Source organism: Novipirellula methanifontis, assembly GCF_052161655.1.
Taxonomy (GTDB): Bacteria; Planctomycetota; Planctomycetia; order Pirellulales; family Pirellulaceae; genus Novipirellula.
The window spans coordinates 5,700,073-5,720,244 of record NZ_CP197418.1; the positions used below are offsets into that span (position 1 = coordinate 5,700,073).

At 53.8% G+C, this 20,172-nt stretch carries 11 protein-coding genes, 1 tRNA gene and 1 CRISPR repeat array; of the genes, 8 read left to right on the forward strand and 4 right to left on the reverse strand.

Annotation, left to right across the window (positions count from 1 at the left end; genetic code table 11):
• Window positions 1-83 precede the first annotated feature (83 nt).
• Both SH528x_RS20655 and SH528x_RS20660 read left to right on the forward strand, forming a co-directional pair.
• Window positions 84-1,388 carry a DUF1501 domain-containing protein gene (locus SH528x_RS20655; RefSeq protein WP_442505346.1) on the forward strand — a complete coding sequence of 435 codons (1,305 nt, stop codon included), beginning with the start codon at window positions 84-86 and terminating at the stop codon, window positions 1,386-1,388.
• A 574-nt stretch (window positions 1,389-1,962) separates the two neighbouring features.
• Window positions 1,963-2,676 carry a helix-turn-helix transcriptional regulator gene (locus tag SH528x_RS20660; RefSeq protein WP_442505347.1) on the forward strand — a complete coding sequence of 238 codons (714 nt, stop codon included), beginning with the start codon at window positions 1,963-1,965 and terminating at the stop codon, window positions 2,674-2,676.
• Between the two features lie 221 nt (window positions 2,677-2,897).
• On the opposite strand, the gene SH528x_RS20665 is transcribed toward SH528x_RS20660, so the two are convergent.
• Entirely contained in the window at window positions 2,898-3,308 is a 411-nt protein-coding gene (locus SH528x_RS20665) for a DUF5076 domain-containing protein (protein ID WP_442505348.1), read from the reverse strand.
• A gap of 258 nt (window positions 3,309-3,566) precedes the next feature.
• On the opposite strand from SH528x_RS20665, the gene SH528x_RS20670 reads away from it, so the two are divergent.
• Window positions 3,567-5,036, forward strand: a complete 1,470-nt coding sequence (locus SH528x_RS20670) for a TlpA family protein disulfide reductase (RefSeq protein ID WP_442505349.1) — start codon at window positions 3,567-3,569, stop codon at window positions 5,034-5,036.
• Window positions 5,037-5,144: 108 nt separating this feature from the next.
• A tRNA-Arg gene (locus SH528x_RS20675) sits at window positions 5,145-5,218 on the forward strand.
• A gap of 520 nt (window positions 5,219-5,738) precedes the next feature.
• Window positions 5,739-7,645: a CRISPR direct-repeat array (repeat unit 36 nt; unit sequence GCTTCAATGAGGCCACGAGTTTGAACTCGTGGAAAG).
• Between the two features lie 173 nt (window positions 7,646-7,818).
• Here the strand turns inward: SH528x_RS20675 and cas4g/cas1g are convergent.
• Together cas4g/cas1g and cas2 are read right to left on the reverse strand one after the other, a co-directional pair.
• Window positions 7,819-9,783 (reverse strand): CRISPR-associated endonuclease Cas4g/Cas1g, encoded by a 1,965-nt coding sequence (cas4g/cas1g, locus tag SH528x_RS20680; RefSeq protein ID WP_442505350.1) that lies wholly within the window; start codon window positions 9,781-9,783, stop codon window positions 7,819-7,821.
• A 49-nt stretch (window positions 9,784-9,832) separates the two neighbouring features.
• Window positions 9,833-10,123 carry a CRISPR-associated endonuclease Cas2 gene (gene cas2 / locus SH528x_RS20685; RefSeq protein ID WP_442505351.1) on the reverse strand — a complete coding sequence of 97 codons (291 nt, stop codon included), beginning with the start codon at window positions 10,121-10,123 and terminating at the stop codon, window positions 9,833-9,835.
• Window positions 10,124-11,107: 984 nt separating this feature from the next.
• On the opposite strand from cas2, the gene cas3g reads away from it, so the two are divergent.
• The 4 genes from cas3g (at window position 11,108) to csb2 (ending at window position 18,627) form a co-directional block, all read left to right on the forward strand.
• On the forward strand, window positions 11,108-13,669 hold the full coding sequence (gene cas3g, locus SH528x_RS20690; protein WP_442505352.1) for a type I-G CRISPR-associated helicase/endonuclease Cas3g: 2,562 nt from the start codon (window positions 11,108-11,110) through the stop codon (window positions 13,667-13,669).
• A complete protein-coding gene (cas8g1, locus tag SH528x_RS20695) occupies window positions 13,666-15,867 on the forward strand; it encodes a type I-G CRISPR-associated protein Cas8g1/Csx17 (RefSeq protein ID WP_442505353.1) in 2,202 nt (733 codons plus the stop codon). The genes cas3g and cas8g1 overlap by 4 nt, the downstream gene beginning before the upstream one ends.
• A gap of 130 nt (window positions 15,868-15,997) precedes the next feature.
• Window positions 15,998-16,975 carry a type I-G CRISPR-associated RAMP protein Csb1/Cas7g gene (gene cas7g, locus SH528x_RS20700; protein WP_442505354.1) on the forward strand — a complete coding sequence of 326 codons (978 nt, stop codon included), beginning with the start codon at window positions 15,998-16,000 and terminating at the stop codon, window positions 16,973-16,975.
• A gap of 5 nt (window positions 16,976-16,980) precedes the next feature.
• Entirely contained in the window at window positions 16,981-18,627 is a 1,647-nt protein-coding gene (gene csb2 / locus SH528x_RS20705; RefSeq protein WP_442505355.1) for a type I-G CRISPR-associated protein Csb2, read from the forward strand.
• A 274-nt stretch (window positions 18,628-18,901) separates the two neighbouring features.
• On the opposite strand, the gene glcF is transcribed toward csb2, so the two are convergent.
• Window positions 18,902-20,167 carry a glycolate oxidase subunit GlcF gene (gene glcF, locus SH528x_RS20710; RefSeq protein WP_442505356.1) on the reverse strand — a complete coding sequence of 422 codons (1,266 nt, stop codon included), beginning with the start codon at window positions 20,165-20,167 and terminating at the stop codon, window positions 18,902-18,904.
• Between the last annotated feature and the right edge of the window lie 5 nt (window positions 20,168-20,172).

Here is a 20,172-nt window from a genome sequence, read left to right on the forward strand (position 1 = left end):
CATGAGGATCTTTAGCAAGATCCACTACCGCCAATCTAAATTGTCATCCCGCCTGAAACACACCTCAAAACTGCGACCATCTTATGAATCTCAATCCCTCATCGCTGTGTTTAAATCGTCGTGACAGCCTTGCTGCGATCGGAGCGGCTGCTGGCGGTCTGATGCTGCCACGTGCGGCTGCCGCGTCGTCGGCGAGCCCTCTGATTCAAGGCAAGGCGGAACATGTCATCTCGATTTGGCTCGGCGGCGGGATGGGGCAAATCGATACGTTTGATCCCAAACGGCAAGGGGATCCGGTCGCCAAGAAAGCGGGCTCGTACTACGCCGCAGTCGACACAGCGGTTCCGGGCGTGCAAGTTTGTGAGCACTTGCAGCAGCTCGCACCGCTGATGGACCACGTCACTGCCGTGCGAACGGTCAACCACGAAGTCATCGACGAACATGCCGCCGCTACCAATCGCATGCACACCGGGCGAGCGGTGACGGGCACGGTCTTGTATCCGTCAATCGGTTCGATTGTGGCCAACCAACGAGGTGCAGCATCCGACGGAGCACCGCCGTATGTGTTGATTGGCTACCCCAATGTCACACGGGGGCCAGGCTTCTTAGGCGCCAACAGCGGTTACCTGTATTTGACCGACACCAGCCAAGGGCCGGCCGGACTGTCGCGGCCCGCGGAGATTACCGATCAGCGGCAATCACGACGCGAACGCTTTTTGGCAAACATTGGTGAGGACGCCAGTGCCATTGCCGACCGCCGTGTGCGTGATTACGAGGACGCCATCAAGCAGAGTCTGAAACTGAGTGGTCCCGATTTTAATCGTGCCTTTCAGTTGACTCAGGAGCCCGATAGTCTGCGGAACCGATACGGAGGCGAGTTTGGACAACGATGTCTATTGAGTCGCCGCTTGGTCGAGCGAGGCGTGCGGTTTATCGAAGTCTCGCACAATTTGAATTTCCTGAACGGTGCAGGTTGGGATGTTCACAACGAAGGAATCTTGAATCAGCACGAATTGATCCGAGAGATGGATACCGCTATGTCGGCATTGATCATTGACTTGAAAGAAAAGCGTTTGCTCGACAAGACGTTGATTGTGATCACGACCGAATTCGGACGTCCGCCCGAGTTTGACAGTGCCGGAGGCCGCGGACATCAAGGCCGAGCGTTCTCATGTGTGCTGGCGGGCGGTGGGCTAAATCATTGTGGTGCCTACGGCGAAACCGACGAACTAAGTAAAAAGATCGTCGCCGATCCGGTGGGTGTCCCCGATTTCTTCGCCACGATCTGTGCCGCTGTCGGTATCGATTACGGTAAATATCTCTACGACGGCGACCGTCCGGTTCCGGTCACCGACAACGGCAATCCGATCGCAAAACTGTTCACTTGAGCGTTGGAGAAGGTAAGCCACCGCTCAATTGTCGCGTAATCGGCAATCAGAACACTAGACCGGAGTAATGCGTTGCGATGCGTGATTATTCCGCACCGTCGTCTACCGAAAGACGAATGCAATCGGGTTTTGTTATAGCAAGATCCGAATTCTCATCTAAATCGCCGTGGTAGCAACCCAAATTTTTTGCCACGAAATCGCCCGTTTCGGTTGCTCTCTGATCACGCGATTCATGCGTATTTACGGGGATTTACCCCATTTTTCGGTCCGCCCTTGCACAAAAGGACCTAAATGCGCGAACCCGCCATTTTCTGAAAATAGAAAAAAACGTCTTATACCCGAACCTAATTGTGCGATACTTAGAGTACAGAGGACGTTTGTTGCACATCATCCTCGAACAAGGGGCGTTTCGACGCCACAGAGACCTTGGTAGAACTTTTGTTAAGAATCAAATTGTCGCGGTGTGTTCGACAGGACTTTTAGTCCGCTACTCCGCGGCCAGACGTTGCTAGCAATGCCATTGCCTCTTCTCATCTTTTTACTCTTCTTTGAATTCGATAATTGAGATTGTCCGATGCCATCAACCAGCACATTAGTTCCCAGTATCACTGAAACGTCCTTTCAGGCCGAAGTCGGCCAGCTTGTGAAAGATTTGGTGGGAGCGATCCGATCTCGCAATCCATTAAACGTTTTGATTGATTCATGGCACGATCCGATCTACATCAAATCCGCCGATGGACAGATCATGGTGACCAACAAGGCATACGAGCACACGTTCGCCGGAGACGTCAGCTCGGTCGGCCGGTTTAGCTCGGATTACTTGAACGAGACGATCAAGCCGGTCGCGGCCAGTTCGGATGCGTTGATCATGCAAGGCTGCACCAGTGTCGATTTTGAACACCTTGGCCGTGATCAACACGGACGTATGCTGTTGCTGCGAACGATCAAACGTTCGCTGTTGGGCAGCGGTCATACACGAGCTGCTATTTTGGGAGTGACCCGTATCGTCGAAGTGCAAACCGAAAATCCGGGAGCACTGCGTCTATTGGACCTCGCTCGAGTCTGGGACCAATTCGTGCGATTAGATGACCGCGAGAAGAAAGTAGCGGTGTTGGTTGCCAAGGGCGAATCGGTCAAGGACATGGCAAAGATTCTCGACGTCTCGGACAAAACCATCGAGAATCGACGCAACGCCGGAATGCGAAAGTTGGGTGTAGAAAACCAAGCAGGCCTGATTCGTTTGATGGTCCGATTCCAAGACAACGGGTTCCACGACTTCGGTCTGTGATCTCGAAAGAGTTGACTGTTGACTTGGTGAGCCGTGACGCGTGAGCGGCCGGGTCCCGCTGTTGACTTAGTGAGCCGTGACGCGTGAGCGGCCGGGTCCCGCGAATTACCCGGTGCCTTATGGCCCACGGCTCACAAGAGTTTCGGGAAGTACTTGCAGCAAATCGAAAGTCTTGACGACCTCCGCTACGACCAACCTTGGTTTTATGCCCTGACCAAGCACTAGGCTTGTTCGGATTCATCCACGGTGTCGGAATCGTCCAGCGTCTCTGGATCGTCCGATTCTGGATCATCCGTTTCGGGGTTTTCGAAATCGGCGGTAAATGATTGCAGCATCCGCTGCAACGAAATGCTTTGATCCAGCCCTGTGGTTTCTTCGAGTGATTTGGCGATCTGGCGAGCAAGATCGGCCAAGATCACGCCCCATGCTTGACGTTCGTCGGTATCAGTCCCCTTGTGCCAATGCCCCACGTTCACCTCGCAGTGCAGGGCACCTTCGGCAATCCATCCGCGAAACATTTCGATCGCTTTCGGATCGTGTTCCGCTGCCGGCGGTATCGGCAACGGTTTGTGCTTCTCGTGCATCAGGATCGCTCGAACAGGTAGAAAGAAAAAGAGGCATGATTCGTTCATTGCCTTCCGCGTGTTGTGACGCAGCGCGTCAGCACACAATACTGCATCGAGTCACGATGCCCAACGGGGCACGTCGTCACTGTGCGTGCTTAGAAACCCGGTGTGCTTAGAAAGCCGCGGGTACCAGGAATAATCGGTCGGGGAAGCTGAAATATATTTGAACCGTCTGATTTCCACCGCACTAGACCGTTATCATAGTCACGGACTCGATCGAATCAGGAAAATTCAACAGACACGCCAGAACAAGGACCGCAGATAATGCCGTTTCCTAAAACGACTGCAAAAATCGCCACGATCACGATCGCACTTGGCCTGGGTATAGTCTTTTTCAATTGCGGGCATGCGGATGATACGCCACCGATCGACACGTTTCGCCAGCAGCTCAGTGATCTGCGAGAGCGGATGGATGAGAACCTTGCCGACGCGGCTCAATACTTGGAATCACAGATTGCAAAGGATCCTGATTCCGAGGATTTGAATGTCCTTCGTCACACGGTTGCGACCCGATTCATCGAACAGAAACAGTACAAAGAAGCAACCTCTCAATTCCAAAAACTGCTCGAATTTCAGTGCACGCATAGCGAGAAATCCGCGAATCAATTCGGCATCTGGATGACGGTGCAAAGTATTCAAGACGTGACGCGGCTATCGGGAGATGACGAAACGCTGGAATCCGCGGTGGATCGTGGCATCAAAGCGTTGAGTTCCGCTGCGTTACAGGACCAACAAACTCCCCTGTTACCGCTTTCCCAGTTGGTGGTCTTGAAGGCTCATTTTCTGGCCGCGGACGACCAGCAGGATGACGCCGATGCGATCGTCCAATCGGTGCTAGAAAAGCTTGTTGCAGCGAACGAATCGGAACAAGCCGACGAGGAAACGATGCTCGCGTTGATTCGCATGTTGCGCAGTCTGACGACGGCGGATCGTGAGAACGACACGTGGCGTGAAAAATTTATCACGCTGCTGGACGAGACCGTCACGTCGGCGATGGACACCTACCCGGCTTCCACAGCGATCCAGAACGACTACGCCGAAACGCAGTACTTGCTGATTACTCAGTGGCGACAAGATGATCCAGATGCAACGACCAAGCGGATCAAAGAGGTCACGGACAAGTTGAATTCGTTAGCGGTACGAAACGCATCGGTCCGTGCCATTCTTCGTCGCCTCGATTTGCACAACGAACGACTATCCGCGGTGAAACCCATCAACACTTTGATTGGCAAAGCGGCACCGGAGTGGGATATCGACGCGTGGGTAGATACGTCGCAAACGACACAAGCATCACTCAAAGGCAAGGTGGTGCTGTTAGATTTCTGGGCGATGTGGTGCGGGCCGTGTATCGCCACCTTCCCGCACCTACGTGAGTGGCGTGAAGAATTTGCAGACCAAGGATTCGAGATCGTCGGAGTGACTCAGTACTACAATTTTGACTGGGACGCAGAAAAATCACAGGCATCGCGATCCAAGGACGAAGTGCCACCGCCGACCGAGCGATTTGCGATCGCGAGCTTTTTGGAGCATCACAATTTGCAGCATCCGGTGCTGGTGACCCCCAAAGAGAGCGAGATGTCGAGCGATTATGGGGTGCGGGGCATTCCGCATGTTGTGCTAATTGACCGCGAAGGCATCGTGCAATTGGTCAAAACGGGGGCGGGGGAAGCGACCGCCAAAGAAATCCACGCGAAGATCAAGGAATTGCTGGAAGCGGGCAAGAAGAGCGAATGATCCGTTTTTTGCCTCTTGGAATTTTCCCGAACTTGGGGCGTGGGAATCTGTGTCGCAAGTGGTTAGAATTCCGCAGTGTTTTCGAAGCAGAGTTTTCAAAAACGCGACGCGCCCATAGCTCAGTTGGATAGAGCAGTTGACTTCTAATCAACAGGTCGTAGGTTCGAATCCTACTGGGCGTGCTTGCTTTCGTCTGAGGACCTTCAAAATGATTACTGACGTAGCGGAACTCGTCAAGAGTTTCGACCTGTGCCGTGATTCACGAAAATCTTGACGACTTCCGCTCCCCTTGATCCCGTTACACGCGGTATTTTCAGTCATCGGCCCCTCGCCATCGATTGCACGCTCTCAGAGTGCATCGGTCGTCTAAAAATAGTGGCGATCAACCATGCGGATCGATTCCCCAGCCATAAATTGACACATTGATCGGGAAACCGACCCGACAAGTCGGTTTGGCGCGCCGCACGAAGATTTAGTTGCGCAAACTTTGAAAGGGTTCCTAGCGGCGATAGCGAAGCAGACAATCGCCCAAGACGCGAGTCCACTTTATCCTACACATCTTTTCAGCCCCATCCCGATAGGGATTTTAGCAATTAGCCGGTGGTTCGAGCGTAGCGAACACCACCGGAAAACCTAAACCAACCTCGGAATTGACCCCGAAAGGGTCACAGACAGGAAACTGTTCTCTGACGGGGCGACCACGCTTCAATGAGGCCACGAGTTTGAACTCGTGGAAAGCTTTGTACAGATCGCGATCGTAAAGCTTGTTGCCGCCGCTTCAATGAGGCCACGAGTTTGAACTCGTGGAAAGGCGGCGTTGAGAGTTCCAACGCTCGGCGCACCCGCTGCTTCAATGAGGCCACGAGTTTGAACTCGTGGAAAGACAAGGCCGCTCTTGAAGCGATCGAAAGCGTTATGGCTTCAATGAGGCCACGAGTTTGAACTCGTGGAAAGATCGACCGAGTTGACTCCATCGATCAAGTTCAACATGCTTCAATGAGGCCACGAGTTTGAACTCGTGGAAAGCAACCAGTTACTCGGAAGCATTTGAGCGGTCTGACCAGCTTCAATGAGGCCACGAGTTTGAACTCGTGGAAAGCGTTCAACATTCGATTCGCAAGCCGAGCGGTCTTTGGGCTTCAATGAGGCCACGAGTTTGAACTCGTGGAAAGTTGAAACAAGCCATATTACGGCTGCCGACGAGTGGGCTTCAATGAGGCCACGAGTTTGAACTCGTGGAAAGGATTGACGGCGAAACCTTGCGTTGCGTTGCGATGCCGCTTCAATGAGGCCACGAGTTTGAACTCGTGGAAAGAGTGTTTCCTCCGGTGTAGGTTTTCGAGTCGCCAATGCTTCAATGAGGCCACGAGTTTGAACTCGTGGAAAGGACGAAGAAAAGCTCGCGGCGGTCGTGGCAATGTCGCTTCAATGAGGCCACGAGTTTGAACTCGTGGAAAGTTATCCGAAAACGATTGCACAAGCTTGACTTGATCGGCTTCAATGAGGCCACGAGTTTGAACTCGTGGAAAGAGCAGTTGCAGCACCGCTTTACACCGAAGCCGCTGGGCTTCAATGAGGCCACGAGTTTGAACTCGTGGAAAGTTCCTCCAACGCTCAGGCAGCCCTCCCTCCCTGTGGGCTTCAATGAGGCCACGAGTTTGAACTCGTGGAAAGAAAGAGGGATCGCACATCGTTGTCCACGCGGGCTCGGCTTCAATGAGGCCACGAGTTTGAACTCGTGGAAAGGTAGGAACAAACCGCGATGTCGCTGGGCACTTCGCGCTTCAATGAGGCCACGAGTTTGAACTCGTGGAAAGTTCGATGCGTTGGTGTCGTTCGCGATGATCCAATCGCTTCAATGAGGCCACGAGTTTGAACTCGTGGAAAGCCCCACACGCAAACCCGTGGCGTACATAAGCTGAGCGGGCTTCAATGAGGCCACGAGTTTGAACTCGTGGAAAGAAGCTGACCACGTTCCACGAAAACTCATTAACGATCGCTTCAATGAGGCCACGAGTTTGAACTCGTGGAAAGCCACCAATGCGATCGTGAAGCAACTCGAAGGTTGCGGCTTCAATGAGGCCACGAGTTTGAACTCGTGGAAAGTCACTGGCCAAGTGTATTGGAACACTGACCACCCATGCTTCAATGAGGCCACGAGTTTGAACTCGTGGAAAGAACCTCTCGTCGGCTCGCGTCGCGTTCGCCACGCAAGCTTCAATGAGGCCACGAGTTTGAACTCGTGGAAAGTCACGGGACGCGGTTGGTTGCGATCGATCACCTTTTGCTTCAATGAGGCCACGAGTTTGAACTCGTGGAAAGGTCGCATCGCCTAACGCCCTCGGCGCGGTGACGGCTGCTTCAATGAGGCCACGAGTTTGAACTCGTGGAAAGGGATGCGTTTCGGCAGGGAATGGCCGAGTCTATGGCGCTTCAATGAGGCCACGAGTTTGAACTCGTGGAAAGCAATCGACGATTCACAATATCGCGATAGGTTTCCAAGCTTCAATGAGGCCACGAGTTTGAACTCGTGGAAAGTACACACCGAAATCGCCACCGCTCGTCAAGCCAAAGCTTCAATGAGGCCACGAGTTTGAACTCGTGGAAAGGGCTTGCCTATTTCGAACTGAGATTATGGAGGATTTTGCCCGGTTTCGCGAGTGGCTATCGGATTCGCTGGTGTGTGACATGCTTAATCATCCAGAACAGGGTTGCTTTTGCCGCACTTTCCACTGTTGCGAGCGGAGGCCGGGTTTTGCTCGCTGCCTCGCCGCTCGCGTCATCATCGCGTCTGGAAAATCGGGTATTCCTGGATTTCGCCGCTTAGACGACGGGCCAGCAGTCGGGTTTGAATTTCCAATAAGCGTCGATAACTCACCCGGTAGTCGAACAGCGGATGGGTGACCAGGGAATCCATTCGCTTCTCATAGGCTAACAAAAAGTGCTTCCGGCCAGTATCGCTCATTACGACCGAGTCCCCGGCACAAATGAAATGATCGGCTGTGACCATTCTCGTATTGATCGCCGACAGGACCACCGAGTCAGCGATCAGCGGACGGAACGGCTCCATCAGATCCAATGCCAACGCTGGCTTGCCCGGTTTGACTTGATGATAAAATCCCAAGTGTGGGTCCAGGCCAACAATCGTTGCAGCGACAAGGCAATCCTTTGTAAGCAAGCTGTACGCCAGGGACAGCATCGCATTGACGGGGTCGCGAGGCGGACGTCGGTTGCGTGAGCGGAAATGAAATGCAGGCCGTTTCTCAGCGGTCGCGAATCCTTCATCACCGTTCGAGACGCTACAGTCGACTTTCAGCATGCCGGCAAAATCGCCAAAGTACACGCGGGCGGCAATGCCTTCGATCCCTAAAAGCGAGGCGAGCGAATCCGCGTTCAATGCGCGGTTGGCGTAACGCTTCAGATCACGCAAAGATGTCGCATCAGGCTCGCGATGATTTCGCATCAGTAGCGTTCGTTGGTTGCGAATCTTGCCATGCACCAAGGCGCGGGCGATGCCGAGACAAAACACGCTATCATCGGCAAGCCGAAATTGCTGACGACGAACCAGAATATTCTTGACGCCCAGCCCACCGCTGACTCCATAGTAGTAGCCCTTTTGAGTGAAGTAGCCGATTGGCACGTCGCGGCCAAGGGCTGTTTGGATGGCCTGCGTCGAAAGCTGAATGTTCCCAAACAAATTAATTTGGTTGATATCGTTAAAGCGGATTTCTTGAACGATCTTTCCCTCCACTTTCGCTTGCAACAGATCGCCTTGTTTGCCGATCCACATGCCTTGCGTGTTGAAATACACCGGACGTCGTTCGTCACGGGCAGTGATCAGTGGGCGTACCTTTAGAGGTGGTTGCCCAGCAGTAGAGAGACGGCGGGTTTCTTCGGGCAAACAAATGCCGACCAAAGAACATCGCGGGCACTTAGGACTGGATACCAGTGGCGGTGGGATCTGGCAAGAGTCACGGTGCAGCCGCGCCAAGTCGATCGAACGGCGTGTGAGTGCCAACAGTTCATCGTCGACGGGAACACGGACACGTTGCCGAGTTTCATTGAAATACAGCACGCCCTCATCAGATTGGTAACCATTGTCTCGCAGAACAAGCACCTGCAAGGCAATTTGAACTCGCTCGGGATCCCAGGCGGCGAGGGTTCCATCGGCCATCCGCTTGGGACGACCGCGTTTGTAGTCAACTGGCGTTACGACGTTACCGGTGGCTTCGGCCAGATCGAGTTTGGCAATAACGCCGAGCGATTCACTGCTCAGAGTCACACTACGGGCGTGAATCGTGCTCGGCAAATCATCGGTGTCGTCCTCCGAGTCCGTTTCACCGTCCGACGATGCTTCGCCCGATTCCGCCTGGTCCTTACCCAGTTCATCCGTGTCTTCGTCACCAAACAACGTCGAGGCTTGTAGGTGTTTTGATTTTCGCGACTTCTTGGGTTTGGTCGACTCGGGGGCAACAGCAACTGGCTCTTCATCGGCGCTGGGGATGAACGACTTTGTCGCGCAGGGTTCGGCGGGCGCCAATCCTCCGGTCCCGTTATCGACTCGGCGATGCACGATCCCACCATCAATCGTATCGATCGATTCAGCAAACTGGCCTTCGACGTGCATTAAGTAAAACAGTCGTGGACAGTACACAAATTCGTTGATCATCCGCGCTGGCAGCAGGTCTTCGGGATCAGGGGCAGCCGCCGGTACACTAGAGTCAGCATCTTCGATGGGTTGGATCATGACATCACGGTTGCGTGGGTGAATTCAATCAAGAAGTGGCAAAGCAAAATCACACGACGAAGCAAGGGGCCGCCATGGCCGAGTAGGGTTTGCCGATCGCTTGGACGAGCGTTTCGCTACGGGAGGCGGCCGGGCCAAGATCGATCACCAAAACTTGGTCTTCACCATGGTGCAAGATGTCAGCCATCTCAGCCTTGCAACGCAGCAAGTCAGCGTCAGTCAACTGGCATTCAAAAACGCTGTACTGCAAATGGTCGCCCCAGCCGCGGAGGCATTTGAAAATCTTCCGCAGCCGTTTGGCGTCACAAACGTCGTAGGTAATCAGGTAGATTCGTCGCACGATTTTTTTTAGCCATCACGAGCATGAACACCGCCATCAAGAAGGCGGGTCTCGCACCCCACCTTACTTCCGGTTGTGCAATCTTGGCACATAATCAAATACGTTCGCGGTCGAAAATTCCATTTTTGGCGACACTCTGTGCGGTTTATGCATGGTAGGACACGCGTTTGGCGCGGAGAACACATCCTCCGCAGCCAAGACTTGCAAATCTACGAAAGGTGTTTCCGTAATTTTCGCAACTGCGGCTTAGGGCATGGGTAGGAAGAAAATCAGCTCCTGCGTCCAATGGGCGAGAGAGTTCTAAGCATGTACAACGCCAATGGACGCAGGAGTGCTCCCCACGAAAGCCTCTGCGGCACGAAGACCACACAAGATCCGACAAATAAACAACCAAATTGAGAAAGATCAAGCAGCCCAGATGCAATTATTCGCAATGAATGTCAATTGCGGCCACTAGTCAATGTGGCGGGGGTGCAGTTTGGGGTGGTTCTCTTAGGAATACTATATCGCTTTTCGAGCACTCCGATTGGTTGAGTTGTGCGATTACCGGGTACAAAAGGTTAGTTGCGTGAATCGATCACTACCGAAGCATACATGGTTGATCGGATTTTCATAAACCTCGTTTGCTTTCGTCGTTTTACAAATCTTGGTCACTGAGGCCGCGTTCTTTCGAACATAAAACCGAGCAAGCAATACATCTTCCAATGCTGTATTATGTTCCACCGTGGCGATCTAAACGTTTCGGTCGCCCGGATACTCTGCAACCGGCTGCATCGCGTGGCATTTCTCGGGGCGTTTGGCTCGACCGCCGCCAAGCGTTCCGAGAAAGAGGGCGTGTGGGCGGTGATGAGCCTGCGAAAACTGAAATTACTTTCAAAAAACAGTTTATTTTGCCCTCTCCAGTGACCAACCATGTCACAACCATCAGCTAAGTTACGCTCTTCAATTTAGTACACAACCAATCTGAGCATGCGAGCAATTGGCATGGATTTTGACTCATTCTTTCACCAAGCGACGGGGCATCCGCCCTATCCCTACCAATCTCGTTTGGGAACACGAGAGTCGCTTCCCACTGTTTTGAGCGTGCCTACTGGTGTTGGCAAGACCGCTGCGGCTACGTTTGCTTGGCTTTACCGCCGGCGTTACGCGAATGATGCGGTGAAGCTCGCAACGCCAAGACGTCTTGTGTACTGTCTTCCGATGCGAACTTTGGTCGAGCAAACTCGCGATGCGATCTCCGGCTGGCTAAATAATTTAGATATTGCAGATCCGAGTTCTGGTGGCGTTCGTGTCAGTGTGTTGATGGGGGGCGAAAACGATCAGCTGTGGTACGGGCATCCGGAAACGGATCAGGTATTGATTGGTACGCAGGATATGCTGCTTTCAAGGGCCCTGAATCGTGGCTATGGGATGAGTCGCTACGCTTGGCCTATTCAATTTTCTCTTCTCAACAACGATTGCTTGTGGGTGATCGACGAAACGCAGTTGATGGGCGTCGGACTCACGACTTCTGCTCAGTTGGCTGGATTGCGAGGCAAACTCGCAACTTACGGACAATCGCATACCCTGTGGATGTCGGCCACCCTGGATTCCGATGCGTTGGCGACGGTCGATCACCCGCGTCCTGAGGATGGTGATTGGTCTAATGAGACGGTCGAAGATGACGACAAGGCCAACGATCGCGTGCTGCGGTTGCTCAAGGCAAAGAAACCGTGCAGCAAAGCTAACATCGAGCTTTCTCCTGATAATAAGAAGGCGTACGCCGGATCGCTAGCGGAATCCATTGTTACCGCACATGTTGCAGGTGAGTTGACACTGGTCGTGGTGAATCGTGTGAATCGAGCGCAAGAACTTTTCCAAGCGATTCAGAAGATTGTCGAAAAGCTGGATGTGCAACCAGAAACGTCGCTGATCCATTCGCGTTTTCGGCCGTTTGAACGAGCGAACGTTCAAGCAGCAGCTCTCGACGAGTCGACGATCCCCGCAGCTGGACGGATCCTGATTTCCACGCAAGCCATCGAAGCGGGCGTGGATATTTCTTCTACAGTTATGTTCACCGAGCTCGCGCCGTGGTCGTCGCTGGTACAGCGGTTCGGACGCTGCAACCGGCGTGGCACTTGTGGCGCCGATGGTAAAGTCGCTGCCCAAGTTCACTGGATTGACATAGACACGTCCAATCCGAAACGAGCGTCAGACTTGGCGTTGCCATACGAGCTTGCGGAGCTCGACTCTGCTCGCGCGGCACTGAGCGAACTTGCCGATGTCGGGCCACAATCTCTTACGCACATCGAAGTCGAAACGCCAAGCGTTATTCATCATGTACTACGTCGCAAGGACTTGCTCGACCTCTTCGACACGACCGCTGACCTGAGCGGAAATGATCTCGACGTTTCACGTTACATACGAGAAAGCGAAGACTGCGATGTGCAAGTTTACTGGCGAGATTGGGACGCGAAAGATAAAACGCTCAACGGAAAACCGCCAATTCCATTGTTCGATGATGGGAGTGTCGTCTTTCCAGCACCTTCTCGAGATGAACTTTGTTCGGTTTCGATCGCGGCGGTTCGTGGCAATTCGGCATTCATCAAAAAAGCAGCCAGTAAAGACATCCTCTGCTATACGTGGGATGCACTCGATCGGGATTGGCAGGTGGTCAAACCGCATGCGGTTCGGCCTGGAATGGTTTTGTTGTTTCATTCGAAATCCGGCGGGTATGACAGGCAGCTAGGATGGACAGGCGATCCGAAACATGCACCCGTATCTGATTGTCGGAGCGAAGCGGGAGTGCTTCAGGCCGCGATGGACGAAGATGACTTGGCGGGCAAGCCACTAAGCGTGATGGATCACTTGCGAGATGTCGGACAGGAAGCGACTGCCCTGCAACAAGCACTTGACAATGAACTCCCCGATATACCATGGCCGTCGGTGGTCCGCGCCGCGTGGTGGCATGACGTCGGCAAGATCCACCCCGCGTTTCAGGGTGCGGTGGTTGCTTCGAACCCAGAGCTGGATCACGCACAGCTATGGGCAAAGTCCGGCAGGAGCGGTTACCTAAAATATCAGATCGTTAGCGGCGAAAACCACGACGCCGACTCAGATGTCTTGGTGGAAGTCGTGCCACAGATTCGTCGCGGCTTTCGGCACGAATTGGCTAGCGCGATTGCGTGGCTCCAACAGCATCTGAACGATCCAGAATCCAGTTTGATTGCCTATTTGATCGCTGCTCATCACGGCAAGGTACGAATGAGTTTGCGCAGCATGCCCAACGAGAATCGACCGTCTGACTCCGGCCGCTTGTTCGCTCGCGGAATCTGGGACGGCGACGAATTACCTCGAATTGAGATCGGCAATAAGGAAGGGGACGTTTCAGAGGCAACCGAATTGTCTCTGGACTTGATGCAGTTGGGAGAGTGCGAAGGACAGCCGAGTTGGTTGGCTCGGACGGTTGGATTACGAGACGAGTTCGGACCGTTTCGACTGGCGTTTTTGGAATCACTGGTTCGCGTTGCCGACTGGCGTGGCAGCGAGAAAGGAGCAACCGAATGAGCAAAGAACTTCATACGATCAACTTGAAGGGCTGTTCACCGACGCCGCTGGCGCACTACTTGAAAGCGCTCGGGGTCTTGCGGCTCGTCGCTGAGCAAGCGGACTCATCTGCGTTGGGATGGTGGAAGAATGATTCGTTCTGGTTGCGATCGAAGCTGGATGAAGTGGAGCTCGCCACTTTCTTTCTGGAAGACTATTCACCAACGCCATTAGTCGGTCCATGGGGAGCAAGATCAGGATTCTTTCCGGCCTCCTCCGAAAAATCTGCCCGTGAGGCAATCGAAGCCATTCTAGCCAGTGACATGAGTCGATTTCAATCGTTTCAGTCGGCGGTTGTGTCTGTTCAAGTCATACTTGCTGATCTTGGGCTTTCCGAGAAAGCTGATTCGGATGAAGACAAGCTGAATCTGCTAAAGGCATGTCGAGCGAACCTAAACGACGACTTACTCAAGTGGCTGGACGCGGTTTACGTGTTGCTTAATGATGGTCGAGCCTTTCCGCCACTGCTGGGAACGGGTGGCAATGAAGGTAGCGGAAGCTATATGTCCGGATTCGCTCAACAGGTAGTTTCGGTCATTCTCAAGCGGCAGTGGGACCACGCGTTACGCGGTGCGATTTTTGACACGGCAACGACCGGCATTAAAGACAAGCAAACACCAGGGCACTTTCATCCAGAGGCCGCTGGAGGTCCAAACGCTACATCGGGTTTTGATGGATCAGTTGGCTTGAATCCCTGGGACTATATTTTGGCTCTTGAAGGCTGTTTGCTGTTCGCTGCTTCGACGGTGAAGCGACTTGACTCCAAGGACGACGGCAGTCTGTCATTCCCGTTTTGTGTACGTCCTTCGGGCGTTGGTTACCAATCGTCGGATCTTTCCGACGAGTCCTCCACGCGAGCCGAAATGTGGTTTCCTCTGTGGGACAGCCCGACATCGCTTGTCGAGGTTGAGCAAGTACTTGGTGAAGGACGAGCAACGATTAGCGGGCGGAACGCTCGCAATGGCATTGACTTTGCACGCTCTGTTGCATCGCTCGGTATCGATCGCGGTATCTCGGAGTTTCAACGCTACGGCTTTCAACAACGCAATGGTCTCTCAAATTTTGCCATCCCTCTTGGACGGTTTGTTGTGCCACAACAAGAGATCTCAACCGCCGGGTTACTCGCCCCGTTGGACCACTGGCTGGATCGATTTCGTCGTGCGGCGACCGGTAAGACAGCTCCGGCCCGTGCGGGTCGAGCATTGCGGCAACTCGAGTCGAGCATCTTAAACCTCTGCCGACGTGGCGACGCTGCAGACGTCCAGGCGACTTTAATTGCGTTGGGCGAAGCTGAAGCCAGCGTGGCGCTCTCGAAACAACTTCGTGATGGAAGCATGGGAAGCGGAATCAATCCATTGCCACTCCTGAGCGATGATTGGTTGGTGAAGTCATACGATGGTACTTGCGAATTGCGGTTGGCGGCCGCCTTGGCCAGCATCACGCATGCCACGGTAGGTCCCATTCGTCGACACCTGGAACCAATCGATTCGAAGACGTGGAGGTCTCGGTATCCCAAATGGGCAAGCGACGCTTCAGATCCTGCTATCGTTTGGACCAGCGGCTCGCTCACGAACAACTTAATTGCCGTGCTTAATCGCCGCATGATTGACGTGATGAAGGGCGGCAAAGACGAGGCGTCAAACGAATTGCTTGCTCCCCTTCGCGGTCGCCTGGTGGCAACGCTACCGGACATCGCGGCTTTTATCGACGGCACAGTCAATGACGAACGGATCGAGAGTCTGTTCAAGGCACTCTGCTTAATCGATTTCCCACAATCCAAAGATGGTTTTGCGAGAGTCATGCAATCATTGCGTTGTCCACAGGCTGGGCGAACATTACCTGATGCGGGATTTGGCTTGCTCAAGCTTTGCTACCTGCCGCACAAACTGAACGACGTTGCCATCGTGTTAACGCCACGGATCTTGCGGCGAGCGATGTTAGGTGATGGTGCAGACGCGACGCGATTGGCTTCGCGACGACTGACTGCGTCGGGTTTTGTACCAGCAGCCGACACGTTGTCGATGAGCCGCCAGCACGCACAACGAACCGCCGCCGCTTTAATGTTCCCGATTTCGAAGCAGGATGCCAAGCGGTTGGCGCGTCGGGTATTGCGTCAAACTGAACCAAGCGATGATGTCTCTATCGCATCGTCGGAATGAGTGTTTTTTGCTTGAATCTTTGGGCGGACGCCCACGGCAGTTCTTGGTTCGGCCTCCGGCCTAAAACTCGAAAGGCATGGCGTCTTTCGTTGTTGTTTTCCCATTTCCAGACTTTCCCCTAGAGTTACAAATGATAATTAAATTGGACGAGTTGAAATCGGCACCTCGCTTGTTGATCGAAATCCCACTCAAGCCGATTCAGGGTTCCCGTTTTCAGCCGACGGGCTTCCCAGATCTCGGTGCTGCCACTTTCAAAGGTTTCAATGATGCAGGCGAACCGGTTGATTGTCTGTTAGTCGAGTCCGCGCAATCGATGGCTAATCGGTTGGAAACGGTTTGCTGGGATGAAGGTAAAGATTCTCTGGCAGCGCCGCTCACCGGCCTGCCCTATGTTCAGACTACCTTGCCCGACGGAACGGTGACCGACTCCATTCGTGAGGCGCATCGATTGAATTCACCCTACATCGCGTCCTCGAAGTCCAAAGAATTCGATGCCATCAAGGAAGCTGTTGGCTTCGAAGCGAACAAGCCATTTAACCGTCGAAAATTGGCTGAGGCACTGCTTAAGTACGATCCATGCAGCTTGCTTCACGGCACATTTCTCGAAAAGATCGGTGGCGTCGTTCGTTTGCCGCGAGTGATCTCGGGTTTCGTCGAGGCCCAGGGGATCGAAGTCGCCTCGGCGGGTGGTGTCAAGTTTGATCGTGTGCAACCTGGCACAGGCGAGAACACTCCATACGGTAAAGCCGCGGAAGGCTACGGAAACGTGCCGTACCATCGCGACGAGTACACAGCAAGTTCGATCACTGCCTACTTCAATCTCGACCTAGCACAATTACGCGGATACGGACTGGGCGAGAATGCTGAAAACCTGCTGATCGCTATTTCACTTTACAAAATTCGAAAATTTCTGAATGAAGGCTTGCGACTCCGCACCGCATGCGATTTGGAAGCCACCGATGGCATCATCGTCAAGCGGCCCAATGGCTTCGACTTGCCGGAACTGGAATCGCTTGAGAGCGAGTTGCCAGGACTCATCAAAAAAGTGGCCGATGAGAAGCTATTTGCTGATCCCGCCATTACCCAAATGACTTATAGCAAAAGGTGAGACCTATGATTGCCATTGAAATGCGGTTCCTCACCGGCAAGTATCATGCGACGCCGTGGGGACGACAAGTTAACGAAGGTGCCGTCGAATGGCCGCCATCGCCGTGGCGCATCTCGCGTGCATTGTTAGCAGTGTGGCTCTACAAGTTTCCAGAGATTCCGAAGACTCAAGTGCAGGACCTTCTGCAAAAGCTATCGGTTGCGCCTGCCTACAAGCTTCCTCAAAGCACGTCAGGGCACACTCGTCATTACATGCCGACGACTAACGACGCGAAGACCAAGGTCTTTGACACTTTCATCGCTGTTAATCGAAAGGAACCGCTAGTCATCTGCTGGCCCGAACTAGAATTGACGGATGACCAGCGTCAGCTTCTTGATAAGTTGGTCAGCGCGATGAGCTACTTTGGCCGTGCCGAATCATGGGTTGAAGCGTCGATATCGTCCACTGCTCCTGACTCGTTCAGTGTAACGAAACTGGATGAACGTGGCGTCGGCGGGTCACAGGAGTTGGTTCGCTTGTTGGCACCAGACGATTGGGATCAATACGACTTCTGGCGAACGCGAATGATAAATCAGATGGAAAAGCAAAAGCTGTCCGAGAAACATGCGAAAGCTTTGGAAAAGGGCAAGCCTACTGACGAAATCAAGCTTTCCGCAAAAGAGAAAACTGCAATTCAGCAAGCCTTGCCCGAATCCACGTTTGATGCGTTGCATGTCGAAACGGATCAACTGCGTAAAGCCGGTTGGAATCGCCCTCCCGCGAGTCGGTGGATTGATTACGTTCGCGATAGCGAGCAACCTATTCGGCATCCAGCGTCTCGAGTGCCTAAAACGCAAGTTCCGACCATTGCTCGCTTCTCGATCGCTGGGGCGGTGCGTCCGCGATTTACAGAGGCGTTGTGGATCGGCGAACGTGCGAGAAGTTACATCATGGGGTGCTCGAAGCGACAGAATGGCGACCAATGTTCGGAGGCTTTTTCCGGAAAGTCCGAAGATGGAAAACCTCGAGGTGATGGCTTTCAAACTCACGGCCATGCACATTATTTGGCTGAATCACTGGGACCCAGTAGTCGCGGGCGCATCACGCATTTGACCGTGCACATCCCGACCGGTATTCAATTGGAGGATGAAGCTGCCCTTAGCCGGTTCACGCACATGCACGGATCCGATGGTCACGATCTGCAGGTCGTCCCGCTCGGCGTCGGTCAACCCGGCGACTTTGGCGGATTGGATCAGCGTCGCGGTCAATCGCCACTGCTTGCCAGCAGTCGCGTTTGGGAGTCTTGCACACCGTTTGTAGCGACCGATCACCTTAGAATTCGTAATCACGAACGGAATGATCCGGAACAATACGCGGTAGCAGAACGGCGTGAGCTGGAACGACTCGTTCGGAAGGAACTCAACCGGCGCCCATGGCTCGCTGAATTTTCCGAAAGTGTCACGATTGAACGTATTTCCCACACGCTCCTGAGCGGCACGAATACGTCTTGGATGAAATTCCGTCGAGTACGTCAACGCGGTGGAGGACGTCACGCATCGGAACAAGGCTATGGATTCCGGCTGACGTTCGACACTGCTGTAGAGGGACCAATCGCACTTGGCTATGGCAGTCATTTTGGACTGGGGCTATTTTCGGCAGCGGAGGACGCTTGAATAAGATGCGATGGGAAAGATCTGAAAATGCGACGAGACGCTCGTTGCGGGTGATTGCTTTGGCATTGCTACCGCGGAGCATCAACCCCGTCATTCGCATCCGGTTGCACGAGGGCACCGTGGCGAGTGCTAGAACACAGCGAGTGGGACATCTCCTGGTTGCTACCTTCGACAGAAGGTGGTGACTCGCATTGGACGCTCAGTGGTTCCGCCAAACCCGGCGACGCGTTGGCATGTCGTCGCGTCAACAACCACCGAACGTGGCGACGCAACCTTACAGCTTGCCGGTGTAGGCATCTCGTAGGATTTGCACGGTGTGGCGGACTTGGATCTCTGAACCGGTTGCGGCGAGATGCGTTTGTAACTGGGTCATGCAACCGATGTTGCCGGTCGCTACGAGATCCGGCTCCGTGCTGAGCAGATGCCGCACTTTGTCGTCACCGAGTGATTTGGCGATCTCGGGTTGGTCCACGTTGTACGTTCCCGCCGATCCACAACACAGATGCGATTCAGGAATCTCAAGCAGTTCCACTGCGGGAATCTGTGCCAGCAATTGACGCGGTTCGGATCGGACCGATTGTGCGTTGGCTAAGTGACACGCATCGTGGTAGGCAATGCGTAGCGTTTCACTTCGCTGTGGGATTGCAGCAAGTTCGCCTAATTCAGCAAGCACCACGGAGACGTCTTTCACTTTACTGACAAATGCGGTCGCGTCAGATTCGTACTTCGTCCCTTTCAGAATCATTGCGTATTCGTGCATCCCCGAACCACAACCCGCCGCGTTGGTGACAATCGCATCGACATCTTCGGGAAAGGCGTTCAAGTTGGCGATCGCGAACTTCTTGGCTTGATTCCAGTTTCCAACGTGCCAGCTGAGGGCGCCGCAGCACGTTTGTGTCGGCGGCACGACCACTTCGATGCCGTTGCGTGTCAACACGTCGATGGTGGCTGAATTAATATCCGGAGCGAGCACTGATTGAGCACAACCGGACAACAAGGCCACTCGCCCGCGGCGTTTTCCGATTGCGGGATTGACCGCCGCCCACGATTGTCGCGGTGGCAATCGATCTGGCAGCAGATTCAACATCGCCCCAAGCGATCGTGGCAAAAATGGAGCAAGCGGGCGAGCAAAACGGCCCATCTTTGCTGCGAGTCGAAAACGTCCCGGGTAAGGCAGCGTTGAACTTGTCATTGCGCGCGTGATCCGGTCGACGAGCGTTCGCTTGCGTACTGGTTCTATCGTGGCCCGATAGGGACTGATCAAATCACGATAGGGGACTCCCGACGGGCACGCGGGTTCACATGCCAAACAACCGAGGCAACGATCGATATGAAGCGACGCGTCATCGACCGACAAATTGCCTTCGAGTACATCTTTCATCAACACGATCCGGCCACGCGGCGAATCAGGCTCTTGCCCCAATTGGTGATACGTGGGACAGGCCGCCAGACAAAAGCCGCAATGCACACACGTACTCACCGCCGAGGCCATCTCGTCGCCTAGCGGACCGAGTTTCGAGATCGGGATTTTGTGTTGCATGCGTT

Bases quoted from the DNA above. Each gene is read 5' to 3' on its own strand.
- SH528x_RS20655 (WP_442505346.1), top strand. From the start codon at position 84: ATGAATCTCAATCCCTCATCGCTGTGTTTAAATCGTCGTGACAGCCTT.
- SH528x_RS20660 (WP_442505347.1), top strand. From the start codon at position 1,963: ATGCCATCAACCAGCACATTAGTTCCCAGTATCACTGAAACGTCCTTT.
- SH528x_RS20665 (WP_442505348.1), bottom strand. From the start codon at position 3,308: ATGAACGAATCATGCCTCTTTTTCTTTCTACCTGTTCGAGCGATCCTG.
- SH528x_RS20670 (WP_442505349.1), top strand. From the start codon at position 3,567: ATGCCGTTTCCTAAAACGACTGCAAAAATCGCCACGATCACGATCGCA.
- cas4g/cas1g (WP_442505350.1), bottom strand. From the start codon at position 9,783: ATGATCCAACCCATCGAAGATGCTGACTCTAGTGTACCGGCGGCTGCC.
- cas3g (WP_442505352.1), top strand. From the start codon at position 11,108: ATGGATTTTGACTCATTCTTTCACCAAGCGACGGGGCATCCGCCCTAT.
- cas8g1 (WP_442505353.1), top strand. From the start codon at position 13,666: ATGAGCAAAGAACTTCATACGATCAACTTGAAGGGCTGTTCACCGACG.
- cas7g (WP_442505354.1), top strand. From the start codon at position 15,998: ATGATAATTAAATTGGACGAGTTGAAATCGGCACCTCGCTTGTTGATC.
- csb2 (WP_442505355.1), top strand. From the start codon at position 16,981: ATGATTGCCATTGAAATGCGGTTCCTCACCGGCAAGTATCATGCGACG.
- glcF (WP_442505356.1), bottom strand. From the start codon at position 20,167: ATGCAACACAAAATCCCGATCTCGAAACTCGGTCCGCTAGGCGACGAG.